The 16,713-nt window shown below is 55.1% G+C and carries 18 protein-coding genes; 9 read left to right on the forward strand and 9 right to left on the reverse strand.

What is annotated here, in order from left to right:
* Positions 1-51 precede the first annotated feature (51 nt).
* From urtA to K1718_RS21275, 7 genes are all read left to right on the forward strand, one after another.
* Positions 52-1,335, forward strand: coding sequence for an urea ABC transporter substrate-binding protein (urtA, locus tag K1718_RS21245; RefSeq protein ID WP_265680931.1), 1,284 nt, complete (start codon positions 52-54; stop codon positions 1,333-1,335).
* A 228-nt stretch (positions 1,336-1,563) separates the two neighbouring features.
* Entirely contained in the window at positions 1,564-3,186 is a 1,623-nt protein-coding gene (urtB, locus tag K1718_RS21250; RefSeq protein ID WP_265682508.1) for an urea ABC transporter permease subunit UrtB, read from the forward strand.
* Positions 3,183-4,427: an urea ABC transporter permease subunit UrtC gene (gene urtC / locus K1718_RS21255; protein WP_265680930.1), complete on the forward strand. Its 1,245-nt coding sequence runs from the start codon at positions 3,183-3,185 to the stop codon at positions 4,425-4,427. The genes urtB and urtC overlap by 4 nt, the downstream gene beginning before the upstream one ends.
* Before the next feature lie 4 nt (positions 4,428-4,431).
* Positions 4,432-5,178 (forward strand): urea ABC transporter ATP-binding protein UrtD, encoded by a 747-nt coding sequence (gene urtD, locus K1718_RS21260; protein ID WP_265680929.1) that lies wholly within the window; start codon positions 4,432-4,434, stop codon positions 5,176-5,178.
* Positions 5,179-5,181: 3 nt separating this feature from the next.
* The gene (gene urtE, locus K1718_RS21265) at positions 5,182-5,877 is read left to right on the forward strand and encodes an urea ABC transporter ATP-binding subunit UrtE (protein WP_152502856.1); all 696 of its coding nucleotides are present in this window, start codon (positions 5,182-5,184) and stop codon (positions 5,875-5,877) included.
* 172 nt (positions 5,878-6,049) lie between these two features.
* A complete protein-coding gene (locus K1718_RS21270; RefSeq protein ID WP_265680928.1) occupies positions 6,050-7,357 on the forward strand; it encodes a UDP-glucose dehydrogenase family protein in 1,308 nt (435 codons plus the stop codon).
* 272 nt (positions 7,358-7,629) lie between these two features.
* The gene (locus tag K1718_RS21275; RefSeq protein WP_274706373.1) at positions 7,630-8,343 is read left to right on the forward strand and encodes a sugar transferase; all 714 of its coding nucleotides are present in this window, start codon (positions 7,630-7,632) and stop codon (positions 8,341-8,343) included.
* 46 nt (positions 8,344-8,389) lie between these two features.
* Here the strand turns inward: K1718_RS21275 and aroQ are convergent, their stop codons facing one another.
* Positions 8,390-8,836 carry a type II 3-dehydroquinate dehydratase gene (gene aroQ / locus K1718_RS21280; RefSeq protein WP_265680927.1) on the reverse strand — a complete coding sequence of 149 codons (447 nt, stop codon included), beginning with the start codon at positions 8,834-8,836 and terminating at the stop codon, positions 8,390-8,392.
* Between the two features lie 199 nt (positions 8,837-9,035).
* Between aroQ and K1718_RS21285 the strand changes: the two genes are divergently transcribed.
* Positions 9,036-9,260, forward strand: coding sequence for a hypothetical protein (locus tag K1718_RS21285; protein WP_265680926.1), 225 nt, complete (start codon positions 9,036-9,038; stop codon positions 9,258-9,260).
* 36 nt (positions 9,261-9,296) lie between these two features.
* On the opposite strand, the gene K1718_RS21290 is transcribed toward K1718_RS21285, so the two are convergent.
* Positions 9,297-9,782: a response regulator gene (locus K1718_RS21290; protein WP_247649435.1), complete on the reverse strand. Its 486-nt coding sequence runs from the start codon at positions 9,780-9,782 to the stop codon at positions 9,297-9,299.
* A 359-nt stretch (positions 9,783-10,141) separates the two neighbouring features.
* Between K1718_RS21290 and K1718_RS21295 the strand changes: the two genes are divergently transcribed.
* Positions 10,142-10,291 carry a hypothetical protein gene (locus tag K1718_RS21295; RefSeq protein WP_173006106.1) on the forward strand — a complete coding sequence of 50 codons (150 nt, stop codon included), beginning with the start codon at positions 10,142-10,144 and terminating at the stop codon, positions 10,289-10,291.
* Positions 10,292-10,326: 35 nt separating this feature from the next.
* Here the strand turns inward: K1718_RS21295 and K1718_RS21300 are convergent, their stop codons facing one another.
* The 7 genes from K1718_RS21300 to K1718_RS21330 all read right to left on the reverse strand — a co-directional run bounded on the left by K1718_RS21300 (position 10,327) and on the right by K1718_RS21330 (position 16,709).
* Positions 10,327-10,995 (reverse strand): class I SAM-dependent methyltransferase, encoded by a 669-nt coding sequence (locus K1718_RS21300; protein WP_265680925.1) that lies wholly within the window; start codon positions 10,993-10,995, stop codon positions 10,327-10,329.
* A gap of 85 nt (positions 10,996-11,080) precedes the next feature.
* The gene (ccoS, locus tag K1718_RS21305; protein ID WP_152502863.1) at positions 11,081-11,230 is read right to left on the reverse strand and encodes a cbb3-type cytochrome oxidase assembly protein CcoS; all 150 of its coding nucleotides are present in this window, start codon (positions 11,228-11,230) and stop codon (positions 11,081-11,083) included.
* Positions 11,231-11,235: 5 nt separating this feature from the next.
* A complete protein-coding gene (locus tag K1718_RS21310; protein ID WP_265680924.1) occupies positions 11,236-13,485 on the reverse strand; it encodes a heavy metal translocating P-type ATPase in 2,250 nt (749 codons plus the stop codon).
* Positions 13,486-13,495: 10 nt separating this feature from the next.
* Entirely contained in the window at positions 13,496-14,011 is a 516-nt protein-coding gene (locus tag K1718_RS21315) for a FixH family protein (RefSeq protein WP_209006667.1), read from the reverse strand.
* A 7-nt stretch (positions 14,012-14,018) separates the two neighbouring features.
* Positions 14,019-15,482: a cytochrome c oxidase accessory protein CcoG gene (gene ccoG / locus K1718_RS21320; RefSeq protein WP_265680923.1), complete on the reverse strand. Its 1,464-nt coding sequence runs from the start codon at positions 15,480-15,482 to the stop codon at positions 14,019-14,021.
* 189 nt (positions 15,483-15,671) lie between these two features.
* On the reverse strand, positions 15,672-16,550 hold the full coding sequence (ccoP, locus tag K1718_RS21325; protein ID WP_265680922.1) for a cytochrome-c oxidase, cbb3-type subunit III: 879 nt from the start codon (positions 16,548-16,550) through the stop codon (positions 15,672-15,674).
* A 3-nt stretch (positions 16,551-16,553) separates the two neighbouring features.
* A complete protein-coding gene (locus tag K1718_RS21330; protein ID WP_152502866.1) occupies positions 16,554-16,709 on the reverse strand; it encodes a cbb3-type cytochrome c oxidase subunit 3 in 156 nt (51 codons plus the stop codon).
* Between the last annotated feature and the right edge of the window lie 4 nt (positions 16,710-16,713).

Raw genomic sequence — 16,713 nt, forward strand, 5'->3', positions numbered from 1 at the left:
CCGCCATTCGCCGGCCGGGAACCGGCGACGTCATTGAAAAGGGGAACTCATATGAAAAAGTCTTTTACCAAACTCGCATTGGCAGGCCTGATGGCCTCCACAATGATCGGCGGCGCAGCTGCAGAAGAAACCATCAAGGTTGGTATCCTGCACTCGCTCTCCGGCACCATGGCGATTTCGGAAACTACGCTGAAAGACGCCATGCTGATGCTCATTGAAGAGCAGAACAAAAAGGGTGGTCTTCTCGGCAAGAAACTCGAGGCGGTTGTCGTCGACCCCGCATCGGACTGGCCTCTCTTTGCGGAAAAAGCGCGTGAACTGATTGAAGTCAACGGTGTCGATGCGGTCTTCGGCTGCTGGACCTCCGTTTCGCGCAAGTCCGTTCTGCCGGTTTTTGAAGAGCTGAACTCACTTCTGTTCTATCCGGTTCAATACGAAGGTGAAGAATCACAGCGCAACGTCTTTTACACCGGTGCGGCACCGAACCAGCAGGCCATTCCTGCAGTTGACTACCTGATGAATGAAGAAGGTGTCGAGCGCTGGGTCCTGGCTGGCACGGACTATGTCTACCCGCGGACAACCAACAAGATCCTGGAAGCTTACCTGAAGTCGAAGGGTGTCGCTGAAGAAGACATCATGATCAACTACACGCCGTTCGGTCACTCCGATTGGCAAACGATCGTTTCCGACATCAAGACCTTTGGTTCCGCTGGCAAGAAGACCGCTGTTGTGTCCACCATCAACGGCGATGCCAACGTTCCTTTCTACAAGGAGCTTGCGAATGCCGGCATCAAGGCCGAGGACATTCCGGTCGTTGCATTCTCGGTCGGTGAAGAAGAACTTGCAGGCCTCGACACAGAGCCGCTCGTCGGCCATCTGGCTGCCTGGAACTACTTCCAGTCCGCAGACACCGACATCAACGCTGAATTCATCGACGCCTGGCATGCCTTTATCGGCGACGAAGAGCGCGTGACAAACGACCCTATGGAAGCCCATTTCATTGGCTTCAACATGTGGGTTGAGGCCGTTGAAAAGGCCGGCACGACCGATCCCGATGCCGTGATTGACTCCATCGTCGGTGTGACGGTGCCGAACCTGACTGGCGGTTACAGCGCAATGATGCCGAACCACCACATCACCAAGCCGGTCCTGATCGGTGAAATCCAGGATGACGGCCAGTTCGAAACCGTCTGGGAAACCTCCGGCCTCGTCGTCGGCGACGCCTGGTCCGACTACCTGGAAGGCTCCAAGGACCTGATTTCCGACTGGCGTGCTCCGATGTCCTGCGGCAGCTTCAACACCGCTACCGGCGAGTGCACCGGCTCCGGTTCCTAAGGGATCCACCAGCACAGGGGCGGGCCTTCACTTTGGCCCGCCCTATCGGCTTGGTTCGTGACGCGGACAACAAAGGCCTCAAAGGATCCTTCCCGCCCATCGATTGCCAACAGTTTCAATTGGATGAACACGCCGACATCCAAGGCACCGGTTTCCCGCTTTGCGGGCACCACCAAGCGGTTCCTCAAAGAGAGGCCGCCATCTCAAGCTCACAACGCCGGTGGACACATGTCCTTCTTGAAATCCTTATTCCTGATCCTGGGTCTTGTCACTGGCGCCATCGCGAGCCCAGCACTTGCCCAGTCCGAGCCGGAAACGCTCCGCCCGTTGATTAACGAGCTTGCCAAAGGCAAATATGCCGAAACGGAACAGCAGATCGGCGCCCTGGCTGCAACGGGCGATCCTGCTGTTGCACCAGCGCTGAAAGCACTCAGCGAAGGCGATCTCTTCTTTCGCAAGTCCGACGGCGCCGTCTTCATCGCTGAAAAGCAAGGCAAGTCTTATAACCTGACGGATCCATTGACGCTCGAGACAGCAGGGGAAGCCGGAAGACGCGAAGTCAAAAAAATCAAGGTCAACAACAAGCTGCGCCGGGTGATCCGGTCGGCGCTTGGTTCCTTGACGCTGATGGCATCGGACCCGAAGGTGCGGCGACAGGCGGCTGTGGCAATTTTCAAGGCCAAGGATCCGGACGGCATTGAAGCACTTGATGTCGCACTTGCTGCAGAAGAAGACGAAGGTGTGCGCCGTGTCATGGAGCAGGCTCGTGCGGCAGCCGTTTTGAATTCAGATCTTGATGAGACGCAAAAGCTTGACGCTGTTGCCACTCTGTCGGACATGGGCAACAGAGATGCCCTTTCGTTGCTTTTAAGTGTCAGAGCCTCGTCTGAAGGCGCGGTCCAATCCGCTGCAAGCGACGCCGTTACAAAGATTGAAAAGTCAATTGCCGCTTGGGATGCGGCCCAAAACATCTGGTACGGGGTGTCGCTGGGATCGGTTTTGTTGCTGGCGGCAATCGGTCTTGCCATTACGTTTGGTGTGATGGGCGTCATTAACATGGCGCATGGCGAGATGGTGATGATCGGCGCCTACACCACTTTTGTGGTTCAAGACGTGATCCGCACCTCTATGCCGGGGCTGTTTGAATACTCGCTCTTTATTGCGCTTCCGCTTGCCTTCATTGTCGCCGGCTTGATTGGGATTGCGATCGAACGCGGCGTCATACGCTGGCTTTACGGTCGGCCTCTTGAAACCTTGCTCGCAACATGGGGCATTTCACTGATCCTGCAACAAGCCGTGCGCTCGATCTTCGGGCCGACCAACAGGGAAGTCGGCAATCCTGACTGGATGTCTGGAGCGTTCGAGCTTGGACAAATGACAATCACCTATAACCGGATGTGGATCATCGTCTTTGCATTGCTGGTTTTTGCAGGACTGATGCTGGTTCTCAAGAAAACTCCCTTTGGCCTTTATACACGCGCGGTTACACAGAACAGGCGCATGGCCGCCTCCATGGGTATTCGCACCCCGTGGATCGACGCTCTGACCTTCGGGCTCGGATCGGGCATTGCCGGTATAGCGGGTGTCGCGCTCAGCCAGATCGACAATGTCTCCCCCAATCTCGGCCAAGGCTACATCATCGACAGTTTCATGGTTGTCGTGTTCGGTGGGGTCGGAAATCTCTGGGGCACACTCGTCGGTGCGATGACACTCGGGGTCGTCAACAAGTTTCTTGAGCCTTATGCCGGCGCCGTGCTCGGCAAGATCTTCGTGCTCGTCTTCATCATTCTCTTTATTCAAAAGCGTCCAAGAGGCCTCTTTGCCCTCAAGGGCCGGGCAGTTGAAGCATGATGTCTTCCTTTCTCTTCCGTGCGATGGACGCAAAAGCCGGATTGTTCCTGGCGATACTCGGAGCAGCGATTGTCCTCATTCCGGCTGGCAATCTTCTGGTTCCGGAGACATCGCCCTTCCATGTGCCGACCTATGCCGTGACGCTAATGGGCAAGTACCTGACCTATGCGCTGCTTGCCCTGGCAGTTGATCTGGTCTGGGGGTATTGCGGCATTCTCTCGCTCGGCCACGCCGCGTTTTTCGCGCTTGGCGGCTATGCCATGGGCATGTATCTCATGCGTCAGATCGGTACCCGTGGCGTTTATGGCGACCCGGTCCTACCAGACTTCATGGTGTTTTTGAACTGGGAGCACTTGCCCTGGTACTGGTATGGCTTCGACATGTTCTGGTTCGCCGCGCTGATGGTGCTGCTGGTGCCAGGTGCTCTTGCCTTCGTGTTCGGCTGGTTCGCGTTCCGCTCGCGTGTTACCGGCGTATACCTTTCCATCATCACCCAGGCGCTTACCTACGCCCTGCTGCTTGCCTTTTTCCGCAATGACATGGGCTTCGGCGGCAACAATGGCCTGACTGATTTCAAGGACATTCTCGGCTTCGATATTCAGGCCGACACGACCCGCGCCGGCCTGTTTGCAGCCTCAGGCCTTGCGCTGGTCTTGTGCTTCCTGATTTGCCGGTCGATCACGCGTTCAAAGCTCGGCAAGGTTCTCGTAGCTGTTCGCGACGCGGAAAGCCGAACACGTTTTCTGGGATACCGGGTCGAACACTACAAACTGTTTGTTTGGACCCTGTCCGCCATGATGGCAGGGATTGCAGGCGCGCTATATGTGCCGCAGGTCGGTATCATCAATCCAGGCGAGTTTGCGCCTGCGAATTCCATAGAGGTGGTCATCTGGGTGGCCGTTGGCGGACGAGGAACACTGGTCGGTGCGGTTCTCGGTGCAGTTCTGATCAACTTTGCCAAGACCTGGTTCACCGCAGCACTACCGGACGTCTGGCTGTTTGCACTTGGTGGCCTTTTCGTCGTGGTCACGCTGTTCCTGCCGAAGGGAATTGTCGGCACTCTTAGCTCCGGTTGGACCGCGTTGAGGCAACGCAAGATTTCCGCCAGATATGAAGCTGGTTCCGATCAACCGCCAAGCCCTGCGCCCCACTCACCAGGCGCTGCTGCAAACGTCTCCCCTAGAACCGAGAACACTGCACCTAACGCCTCTGGCGCAGCCAAACCACAGCCTGCGGAGTAAGTCGATGGCCCGAGCAACAAGCCTTCTCTATCTCGATGGCGTTTCCGTTTCCTTTGACGGCTTCAAGGCGCTGAACGAGCTTTCATTGATCATTGCTCCAGGGGAAATGCGTGCCATTATTGGTCCCAATGGAGCCGGTAAGACGACCATGATGGACGTAATTACAGGCAAAACCCGCCCAGACTCTGGAGAAGTGTTTTTCAATGGTGCCATTGATTTAACTGGTGAAGACGAAGCATCGATTGCCGAGCTCGGGATTGGCCGCAAGTTTCAAAAACCAACGGTGTTCGAAAGCCACACGGTTTGGGACAACCTTGAGCTTGCGCTTAAAGCTCCACGTGGCCCGTTTTCAACCCTGTTTCACGTCATCGCTCAGAGCGAAAAGAAACGCATTGACCACCTCCTTGATCTCATACGGCTTGGGTCGAAACGCCATGAATTGGCCGCCAACCTAAGTCACGGCCAAAAGCAATGGCTCGAGATCGGCATGTTGCTTGCGCAGGACCCGAAACTTCTGCTGGTTGATGAGCCTGCGGCTGGAATGACCGACGCGGAGACCGCCGAAACCGCGGAACTGTTGAAAGATATCGCCAAGGACCATTCCGTTGTGGTCGTCGAACACGACATGGTCTTCGTGCGATCCCTGGATGTCAAAGTTACCGTGCTTCATGAAGGTTCGGTGCTGGCAGAAGGGTCGCTTGATCATGTATCCGCGGATGAGCGGGTTGTCGAAGTTTATCTGGGCCGTTGAAACATGCTGCAAGTTGAGAAAATCGATCTTCACTATGGTGCTGCTCAGGCGCTCAAGGGCGTCTCGCTCAACGCCGAAATAGGCAAAGTGACGTGCCTGATGGGCCGCAATGGTGTTGGCAAAACCTCGACTTTGCGCGCAGTTGCCGGCCAGCATGGCATAAGCTCTGGCAAGATTGTGTGGGATGGAACCGACATTTCCACGCTGCCAGCGCATGCGCGCGCAAAAAGCGGCATTGCCATCGTGCCCCAAGGCCGTGAGATTTTTCCGCTCCTGTCGGTGAAGGAAAACCTGGAGACCGGCTACGCTCCAGTGAAACGCCAGGATCGAAATATCCCGGAAACGATCTACGAACTGTTTCCGGTCCTGAAAGACATGCTGAACCGGCGCGGCGGAGATCTCTCCGGAGGTCAGCAACAGCAGCTCGCCATTGCACGTGCACTTGTTACCCGGCCAAGGCTTCTGGTCCTGGACGAGCCGACTGAAGGTATTCAACCGTCTATCATCAAGGATATCGGACGGGCGATTTCCTGGCTAAGGGATCAAGGCACCATGGCCATTGTGCTTGTCGAACAGTATTTTGAGTTTGCGCGCGATCTGGCAGACGACTATTCCGTGATGGACCGCGGCGAAATCGTTCTCTCCGGGTCCGGTGCTGACCTCTGCGAGGCCGAAGTCAGGCGTTTCCTTACAGTCTGAGATCTTGACGGCTGCCCAGCCTAAAATACTGCAGAGGCTCGTTGCAAAAGCGTAAGGGCAAATTGACCGTCTCCCCATTCAGGTCTGGCCTTTTCCGGCTGCAGGATGTAATCGGTTCGCAACTTTCGATGATTGGCGTTCGCCGAGAAGCCTCCAAAAGCGGGAATGAACAATGCGCGTTGCAATGATTGGAACCGGCTATGTCGGTCTGGTGTCCGGAACTTGTTTTGCCGACTTTGGTCACGTCGTGACATGCATTGACAAGGACACCTCCAAGATCGATGCATTGAACAATGGCGAGATCCCGATCTATGAGCCTGGCCTGCAGGATCTTGTCGCAAAAAACGTTTCTGAAGAACGTCTTTTTTTCACGACCGATCCTGAGGACGCAATCAGACAGGCGGACGCGGTTTTTATCGCTGTCGGCACACCAACGCGGCGCGGTGATGGCCATGCGGATCTCACTTATGTCTATGCTGCCGCAGAAGAAATCGCAGCCTTGATCGAAGGCTTTACCGTTATCGTCACGAAATCGACCGTACCGGTTGGTACAGGTGACGAAGTGGAAGCCATTATTCAGCGAACCAATCCTGATGCTGAATTCGCGGTGGTTTCGAACCCGGAATTCCTGCGCGAAGGTGCAGCAATCAATGACTTCAAACGCCCTGACCGGGTTGTTGTGGGAACCGAGAGCGAACAGGCCGTGGACGTCATGCGTGAGCTTTATCGGCCGCTCTACCTCAACGAAACGCCGATCATTGTCACCCGCAGGCGCACGTCTGAATTGATCAAATATGCCGCGAATGCATTTCTCGCCGTCAAGATCACCTTTATCAACGAGATCGCAGATCTTTGCGAAAAGGTCGGTGCCAATGTTCAGGAAGTGTCGCGTGGCATCGGACTTGATAACCGCATCGGTTCAAAGTTTCTGCACGCTGGCCCAGGCTACGGCGGTTCCTGTTTCCCCAAGGACACACTTGCTCTGTCAAAGATCGCCGCAGACGCCCAGTCCGACCTGAAAGTGGTCGACTCTGTGATTGAGGTGAATTCAGCCCGAAAAAAGAAGATGGCTGACAAGGTGATTGATTTCTTGGGCGGAGATGTCGATGGAAAGACCATTGCCCTGCTCGGACTGGCTTTCAAGCCGAATACGGACGACATGCGTGAAGCGCCCAGCCTCGACATTGTCGAAAAATTGCAAGATGCCGGTGCCAACGTCCGCGCCTTTGATCCTGCAAGCATGGAAGAAGCAGAGAAGCTCATGACGGGTGTTCTGTTCTGCGATGGGCCCTATCACGCCATCGAAAACGCGGACGCCGTTGTCATTGTTACCGAGTGGGATCAATTCCGGGCACTGGATCTGGAGCGCATGAAAACGCTTCTAAACGCGCCGAAAGTGGTGGACCTGCGCAACATTTACACCTCTGACTATATGGGTAGCCGCGGGTTCGAATACACAAGCATTGGTAGAAGCTACTAAGTTGTATTGACGGTGACAGTATTCAGAATGGTTGTACTTGGTTGCAACCGCTCTGACTCACACCTTTGAAAACGTTACCAAAATTTCACATCACATTTAACTTTGGATTATTGCGCGATCAAATTCTGCGTGGTAACCAAATCCTTAACAAGAAGAACTTTTACGAGTTCTGTTAACCAGTTGTTTACGATTTCGTGGCGCGCACAGGACCCAACAGGTACAATGTTACCGTTGTTCTCCCATTGCACGCGACCGCGCGAGGCTGACGGATTTTGGCAAACGAAACTGTCTCATATGACGCTGACGATCATCGCAGCGGACCGATCAAGCTGTCCGGAATTTCCGGTCTGCAGCCGCGTCGGTTGCGATCTGCGCGAAAGAACAGGTCACGCTTCCTGAAGCGACCTCTCGACGTTGTCGGAGCAAGCTTCGGGCTCGTCCTGCTGATGCCTTTGTTTGTGCTGATTGCGCTTTCAATCAAACTGACGAGCCGAGGACCTGTTTTTTTCAAGCAGCGGCGACATGGCTTGAACGGCGTGCCATTCGAAGTGCTGAAGTTCCGGACGATGTACAAGAATATGTGCGACGATAGCGGTGTCGTGCAAACCGTTCAGAATGACCCCAGAGTGACACCTGTTGGTTCCTTCCTGCGGAAGAGCAATTTCGACGAGCTGCCCCAGCTGATCAATGTATTGAAGGGGGACATGTCTCTCGTTGGGCCTCGCCCGCATGTGCCCGGTATGCTCGCCGCCGGCGTTCCGTACGAAGAGTTTGATCCAAGATATATGGATCGCCACAGAATTCTTCCAGGCATTACAGGACTGGCACAGGTCAGCGGTTTCAGAGGTGAGACCCGGGAAGAATATCCGGCACGCATGCGGCTGGAGCACGATCTTCACTATGTCGAGAACCAGTCGCTGCTGCTCGACATAAAGATTATTCTCGAAACCGTGCGAACCGAGTTTTTCAGTGGCAAAGGCTACTGAGTGCGCCGATCTGAACCGCTAGATTCCATATTCCAGACGGACAAATTCAGGCTTTTGACCTGAGCAGGTCCGCAAGATGTCGGACGGCCAGCAGATACCCGTCAACGCCGCATCCTGCCAACACAGCATCCGCACGCCCTGAAACGTAGGAATGGTGGCGAAAATCCTCGCGTTTATGGATATTCGAGATGTGAACCTCGACAACAGGTGCGTCAAAGGTGTTGAGCGCGTCAAGAATAGCGATTGACGTGTGTGAATATGCGGCGGGGTTTATGATAATCCCATCGGCCTTCTCGCGGGCCTCATGGATCCAGTCTATGAGTTCATGTTCAGCATTGCTTTGACGAAATACGATTTCGACCCCGACTTCCGAACCCATGATTTCGCAAAGCCGGCAAACATCATCAAGCGTCTTAGAACCGTATATCTCCGGTTGCCGTTTCCCAAGAAGGTTGAGATTCGGTCCGTTCAGTATGTAGACAACTTTCGCCATGTAAGATGTTCCCTATTCACCGTCAAAAACGGCAAGATTCCTGCAGACATTCCTGCGAAATTGATTGAACTACCACAAAAGATTGTGGACGGCTCCCGATTACACCAAGCATACTTAGACGTGCACTTGCACTCGCCAGATTTACGCACTATTAACCATAAATCTCCAGTGTGTATGAAAATCACCTAAGCGAGAAATCATGATCAAGCTGCGTGAACGGCTGGACACTTTAGAAGCTCTGATGTCAGCCATCGAGGGCTATCAGCACCTCCCCATTGACGTTCTGTCTCAGTTCCTTCTGGACCACTATACTGTTGATCTTGATGTGCTGGCCCAATTTGCCGATGCAGTGGAAGACAGAAGTTCTGTCGTTGCACAAGGCGGTGAGACGTACCAGTCGGCAAGAGCCGGCGCTGCTGCTTAACCGCAGCCAGAGTTGGCGGCACGAATATCCTGAAAATCAACCGATTGCGGTAACGTTTTCGACTGGACCATCCTGGCCCGGTGGTTGGCCTTGTGGCTGACCAGGTCCTCCCTGCCAGATCTTCTGGCGGTTGCGGATTTCCCGCGGTGCAGGACCGAAGTAGGTGGCGGTTTTGATGAAGTCGCGCGGATGCAATATGACGCTCGAGACGCGCTGATACAGAGACTTCGCAGAAATCGGTTTGGACAACAGTTCATGCACGCCGAGCCGGCGTGCTTCAACGATCCGGCTGCGTTCCGTATGCGCCGTCACCATGATTATCGGGATATAAGCAAACGGATTGTTGGGACTGCGGATCATGCGAACCATATCGGCGCCATCCAGAATGGGCATGACCCAATCCAGGATCAAGATATCCGGATTGGCGCGGTCCATCGCCTCGAGGCCGGAAGCACCGTCCTCAGCCTCGACAATTCGGCGCGCGCCAAAACCCTGCAGCATCGTGCGCAGGATCGTCCGCATATATGCACTGTCTTCGACCAACAAAAATGTCAGCGAGGCAAGATCCAGGCTCACCTAGTCCTCCATGTTTCCTGACAGTGTTGACATGAAAGTCTGAACAATGAGTTAGCCAGAGGCTTGTGCCTGTCTTGCTTTGAATTGCAGTGGCCAAAGTGCCTGCATGGATTGGCAAGGCGTTTACAAAACCGTTTGGATGCAAAGAGACGGTTTCATCTCTCGGTAATGTTGCGCCACATTAATCTTTTGTCGCCTATCGGTTTAACACGAGATTCAATTCTGAGCGTCATGGTAACGCTGTATCGTCAAAGCCTTAAACACACATTCTACCGGTTGTCCGTCATATGCCTTTGCAACAAGAAATGTTCCAAAACGAAGAAACGTTTGCTGCCGAGCAACCGGACGTTGATGTGCGTCAGAGATCTTTTCAGCGCGAGAATCTCTTACTGATTGCCGGTGTCGCGCTGGTATTGCTGGCAGCAGGCATGGCGATGTCAAACGCATTGGCCTAGGCCAGCGGACTCGCATTTAACCGGCAACTTGCCCATCAGGTTTTTGCAAATCTGGCAGTAAACAAGGCAACACATCCAATCATCTCAATGGACACCTCGGCGAACCGCGCAGAGAGTTCCGCTCGCAATGCTTCCAGAGTGTCGTCAGCGTTTGCAAACACGCCTCTTGCATTATAGATGCTCATGAGCTTGCTTGCGAGCAGAGGGCGTGGATTTGCGACTTGCAAGATGGTTGATCCAAAGACTGTTCCCCCTTCGGAAAGATGGGGTTTCAGGTGATCGAAGACAACCGACTTTCGAGCCATGGAGCCCGGCAGGCAATGCAGAAGATAGTTCAGGCCAATACTGTCGAAGTGACCAAGAGCGCCGGGTAATGGCACCATAGCATCAGCATGAACGGATTTCGGCTTGTACCTGCTGATGCGTTCCGACGCGCTTTCAAGACACTCTCTGTTTGGATCAAGCAGAGTAATTTGCGGTGACTTTGCAGGAAACCTGGCCTTGTCGAGGAAGAAGCCGGTTCCGACGCCGATATCAAGATGGCGAGCCGACAAGTTGGCCACGTGATGTCCAATGAGATGCCTGCTTGGACAGCGCCAGATGAAACGGTTGGAAAACCCCAGAACCAATGCGTCGTAGAGCGCGAGAGTTCTTCGAGAATAGACCGCGTAACCGGGTTTGTTTTCTTCGGGAAACTTTCCCACGCACAACATCCCAAGGCTGGCGTTAGCACCAAGTCTTAGCAGTGTAGTCGTCAGTACAAGCTCACGCTATCAAATAGAGCGCCGTTCAGTCGGGCAGATCGTCATCGTCCAGAATGCGCCATTTTGCACCTTCCAGATCGTCATACTGGCCGCTCTTGAGAGACCAAAGAAATGCGCCCAAGCCAAGCGCCCCCAAGAACAAGGCTATCGGGATCAGGAAAATGAGCACATCCATGAGCGTTATCCCTTTGCCAGCTGGTCTTGGGACTTGCGAACCGGCACTGGTTCACGTGAATTGGCGGTCTCACCGAAGCGCAGTTTCAGCGCATTTGCCGTCACTGCCAGCGAAGACGCAGACATGGCGACAGCGGCCATAAGCGGTGTCACGAAGCCGGCAACGGCGATCGGTACGGCAATGATGTTGTAGACTACAGATATCCAAAGGTTCTGCTCGATCGCCGCTCGGGCTCTCTTTGAAAGACGCAGCGCATCCGCAACGGGCTGCAGCTTTTCGCCCAGAAAGACCGCGTCCGCAGCAGCCTGGCTCAAATGCACCGCAGAGACCGGAGACAGCGACACATTTGCGCCCGCCAATGCCGGCGCATCGTTGAGGCCATCCCCCACCATCAGCACGTTCCTGCCTTCAGCTTGAAGTGCTTCCAACCGGGCAATCTTGCTGGCAGGTTTCATGCCTGCCTGCCAGGCCTCCACATCAAGAGCCCGTGCGCAGTCGGCGACAGCCGGCTCCGTGTCTCCTGAGACAATCTCTAGCGCGAACCCATCCGCCTTCAGCTGATCAATGACAGCGCGCGCATCAGGCCGCAGGCTCTGACGGAAGGTCAAAAGCCGAACCGGCGCATCACCGTGGCGGATTGCAAGAAGCGATGCACCGGGCGTCTCGGACAAGGCTTGCTCGATCTGCTGGTGAGACGCACCACAGAACATCGGGCTGCCGAGCCGGAGTGTCTTGCCGGCAACCTCTGTTTCCAGTCCTGCGCCAGAAATCTCAGTCACTTCAGCAAGCGGTGTGATTGCGCCCGTTGCCTTGACCAGTGCAGCTGACAAAGGGTGCCGGCTGGCCAGAGCAAGCCGGCCGGCAAGAAGCACGGTGTCGTCTGCCGGGTCTATTTCACTGCACAGTTCCGGTTCAGCCAGTGTCAAGGTGCCTGTCTTGTCGAACAAGATGGTATCAATGTCAGCCAGACGTTCGATCGCATCGCTTGAATTCAAAAGGACACCGCATCGAAACAACTGTCCTGAGGCAACGACCTGGACCGCGGGCACCGCAAGTCCGAGTGCACAGGGACAGGTGATGATCAGAACCGAAATGGAAATCACAAGCGCGGGTTGCCACGCCAGTCCCGCAAGCAGCCACCCAAGGAAAGTGATGGCAGCTGCGCCATGCACAAGCGGTGCATAAAGCCGGGCTGCTCGATCCGCAACGCGCACATACTTCGACTTTGCCTGTGATGCGGTTTCAAGAAGCCGATTGACCTCATCCAGGAGCGTCGCACCGGACGCTGCCTCAACACGTACCTGCAAGGCTCCTGCCCCGTTCAAGGTACCCGCATAAACACGCTGCCCGGGATTTACGGGAACAAGTACGCTTTCCCCCGTCACGAGGCTCTGGTCGATTTCCGAAGCGCCCGTTTCCACAACTCCGTCGACAGGGACACGTTCACCGCCGGAGACCATGACCAGGTCACCAGTCTCGATCTTGGAAAGCGGAACCTCGCGGACGGTGCCATCCGGATTGATCCGGGCTGCGACTTCAGCCTTCAATGCAGCGATGTTCTCAGCGAAGGACCGCGTGCGCCCGCGCATGTTGTGGTCGAGATAACGACCGATCAACAAGAAGAAGAGCAACATCACCGCAGATTCAAAATAGGCATGATGATGATGCTGGATCGTTTGCACGACTGAAAGCGCAACCGCAAGAAAAACACCGATCACTATTGGCACGTCCATATTCAACCGCCCGGCAGCGAGCGCCTTGAACGCGCTTGTCACAAATGGACGGCCCGAATAGGCAACGGTCGGCAAGGCAATCAATGCTGACAACCAGTGGAAAAAATCGCGCGTTTCCGGGGTTATGTCAGTTGCGTTTCCGGACCAGACGGAAACGGACAGCAGCATGATGTTCATGCCGGCGAAGCCCGCGACCGCCAGGCAACGCAACAACTGCTTGCCGGTTTTGTCCTGGCGTTCGCGTTGACTTGCCGGATCGAAGGGATGCGCCGCATAGCCGAGGCGCTCCAACTCGGCGACTATCTCATCGGCTCCGGTTTCATCCTGAACCCAATCGACCGCGAGACGCTGGCTGGTCAGGTTGACCCGCGCATTGCGAATTCCGGGAAGACGATGCAGACCGCGCTCAATTTCGCCCATGCAGGCAGCACAGGTGATGCCGTCGACGGCGAGGTCCATATGAACCGCGCCGTCCTTTCCCGGGGTGACAAAGGCCTGCCAATCGCGCTGATGAACCGTCAAAACCGTCGCCTCAATCCGTCAGGAAAATCCGGTTTTCGGATTTGAACATCCGCTTACCGTCCTGCTCGATTACCAACACCAGGTTCCAGTTGCCCGCGGGCAGGTCAGAAACGTCTGCCGTATACCTGCCGCCGCCATCTGCATTCAGGAAGAGTTCCACATCCCCCTCCCCTTGAGCCGGTCGCCGCAACGCGGCTTTGACATCCACACCATAAAGAGGCGTGCCCTTCGCATCCAACGCCGTAACCTGAACCTTGGCACCTGCACCTGTCGTCCGCGTAACTTCGTTGGTCACCTGCCAGCGCAATTCTTCCTGGGCCTTTGCAGCCGCAATTTCCCGATTGTAGGCCTGTCCGGCCTCATAGGAACTTTCTACGACCACCCCCGGGAATGAACCGAAAGCGAGGTAAAGAAAGATCGCATTGGCCGTGAAAATAACGCCAAAAAATCCTATCAACCAAGCCAGCACCGTTTTGCCGGTGATGGCCTTTGGATCCTTCATGTTCGACTGAACCATGGTCATCATTATCTCCTCAAGGATTTCCCGGGGCTTTGAACGTGTCTTTGGCGGTCACAACCTCACCCATCACGCTTTCCGTGATCCGAAAGACGACAGGTGTCGAATGAGGCATGTCCTCAGAGGGTGGCGATGTCACCAATATCCGAACTTCCCGTGTGGTGTCCGGACCAACTTCGATGAAGGGCCGGCCGGCAAAGGTTTCGTCGACACCTACAGCCTCAACAAGCGTTTCGGGCGGCATGCCCTCCACATGAAGCATGAAGTGGCGCTCGTGGCGGCGTTTGTTCGAAAGACGAACCGTATAACCATTGCGCACAGATCCGTCGGACTGTTCCACAAAGATCGGATTTCTGTCGTGCAGAACGCTGATATCGGCAAAATCACGGTTGAGCAGCACGAACAGCATGATTGCGCCAACCAGTGCTATGACTGCTGCGTAAATAACCGTCCGGACCCGGACAATCTCGTAGACCGGCTCCTTGCCTTCGATCCGGCGTTCAATGTTTTCGTCAGTATCATAAGCGATCAGGCCCGTAGGCTTTCCGATCTTCGTCATGATGTTGTCGCACGCGTCGATACAGAGACCGCACTGAATGCAATCTAGCTGCATGCCTTTGCGAATATCGACCCCGGTCGGGCAGACCTGAAAACACTGGTAGCAGTCGATGCAATCACCTGCCGGAAGCCCCTGATCAACCAATTTCTTGTTTTGCTTCAGGGACCCGCGCGGTTCACCGCGGTCCCAGCGATAGGTAACGTTGAGCGCTTTTTCATCGGTCAGTGCAGCCTGAATACGTGGCCAGGGGCACATATAAATGCACACCTGTTCCCGCATAAAACCTGCCAACAGATAGGTTGTGGTGGTCAGGATCCCGATCCAGATATAGGCGATCATGGGTGCCTGGAACGTCAGCAACTGCCAGACCAGCGTCGGGGCATCGTTGAAGTAAAGAACCCAGGCTCCACCCGTCCACCAGGCGATCATCAGCCAGAAGAAATGTTTTGTAGCCCTTTTGCCAACCTTTCCGGCGGTCCAGGGCTGTTTGTCGAGCGCGATCCGCTCACGCCGGTCGCCCTCTACCTTTCGCTCAACCCACAGGAACAGATCCGTCCAGACCGTCTGAGGACACAGATAGCCGCACCAGATCCGGCCTGCAACAGCGTTCATCAAGAACAGGGTCACTGCAGCGATGATGAGCAGGCCCGTGAGGTAGTAGACTTCCTGCGGCCAGATCTCGATGAAGAAAAAGTAGGCCCGCCGATGCTCCATATCGACCAGGACAGCCTGGCCGGGTGCGTTCGGCCCCCTGTCATAACGAATGAAAGGCAGGAAGTAGTAGATGCCCAGAGTAATGAAAAGCAGAGCCCACTTGATTCTGCGAAACAGACCGTGGGTCGCCATGGGATAGATCTTTTTGGCTGACGCAAACCATTCTTCGGATTGCGAGCCTTCATGCGTTTCGGTGTCCGTAGACATGCCGCCCGTCCTCTTAAACGCGATCCTGCCCCAATAGGATCTGAACTTTCAGATGCTCATGATCTTTAGCATCCGGATCTCAAAATAAACCGGCGCAAAGCGTCACACTTTGCGCCGGATCAAATCATTCAGGCCTTCTGGCGTTTTTGTCGCATCAGTCCTGTGAATTACAGGTCCGGCCTGACGGATTTACTGACCACCACCGAAGGAGTGGACGTAAACGGTCAACGACTTGATGGTCGCCGGATCGAGACGATCCGACCATGCCGGCATCACGCCGTTCCTTGGGTTCGTGACCTGCGCCTTGATGGCATCAAGCGATTTGCCATAAAGGTAATTGGCCGACATCAAGCTCGGTGCACCGACTTCCTGAATTCCTTCCAGGTTGTCGCCATGACACGCTGCGCAATTGTCTTCGTAGAGTGTCTGCCCAGCGGCCAGATCAACACCGTCGTCCGTATCAAGTCCGGCTTTGGACGCAACGAAGTTCGAGACCTGATTGATCTCGTCCTTGCTCAGAAGTTCGTCGCGACCGTAGGCCGGCATGTCACCGAAGCGGGTGTCGTCGTTGGTGGTCCGGATGCCATGGAGCAAGGTGGTGTGGATGTCATCCAGCGTACCGCCCCAAAGCCAGGTATCATCCTGAAGGTTCGGATAGCCCTCAGCACCGGTACCGCCACTGCCGTGGCAAGGTGCACAGTTGTCGCCGAAGGCAGCCTGACCGTTTGCCAACGCAAATTGCAGCATCTCCTGATCAGCCGAAATGTCCTGTAGCGAGGTGGCGACAATCTTGTCGGCAAACTCGGACCGATCGGCAATACCTTGATCATAAGCGGCGATCGCTTCCATGCGCTGGTTAGCGCCGAGGACACCTTTCGTGTAGCTGGATACCAACGGCCAAGCCGGATAGAGGATCCAGTAAACAACCGCCCAGGCGATGGTGACGTAAAAGAGATACAGCCACCATCTCGGCAAGGGATTGTTCAGTTCTTTCAGGCCATCCCACTCGTGGCCGGTGGTCTCGACCCCGGAAACCTGGTCGACTTCCTTGTTGTGTGCGTCAGCCATCAATCAATCCTCCCGAAACGGGATCTGAGCTGCATCGTCGAACTTTTTGCGGTTCTTTGGCCACAACGCATAGGCCAGGACGATGCCAAACAGGATCATGAAGTAGAGTAGGCCCCAGGTCTGCGCGAAGCCTGCGAAAGCGGTATACGTTTCGTTCATCGCC

The sequence above is a fragment of the Roseibium porphyridii genome (assembly GCF_026191725.2).
Classification (GTDB): Bacteria; Pseudomonadota; Alphaproteobacteria; order Rhizobiales; family Stappiaceae; genus Roseibium; species Roseibium porphyridii.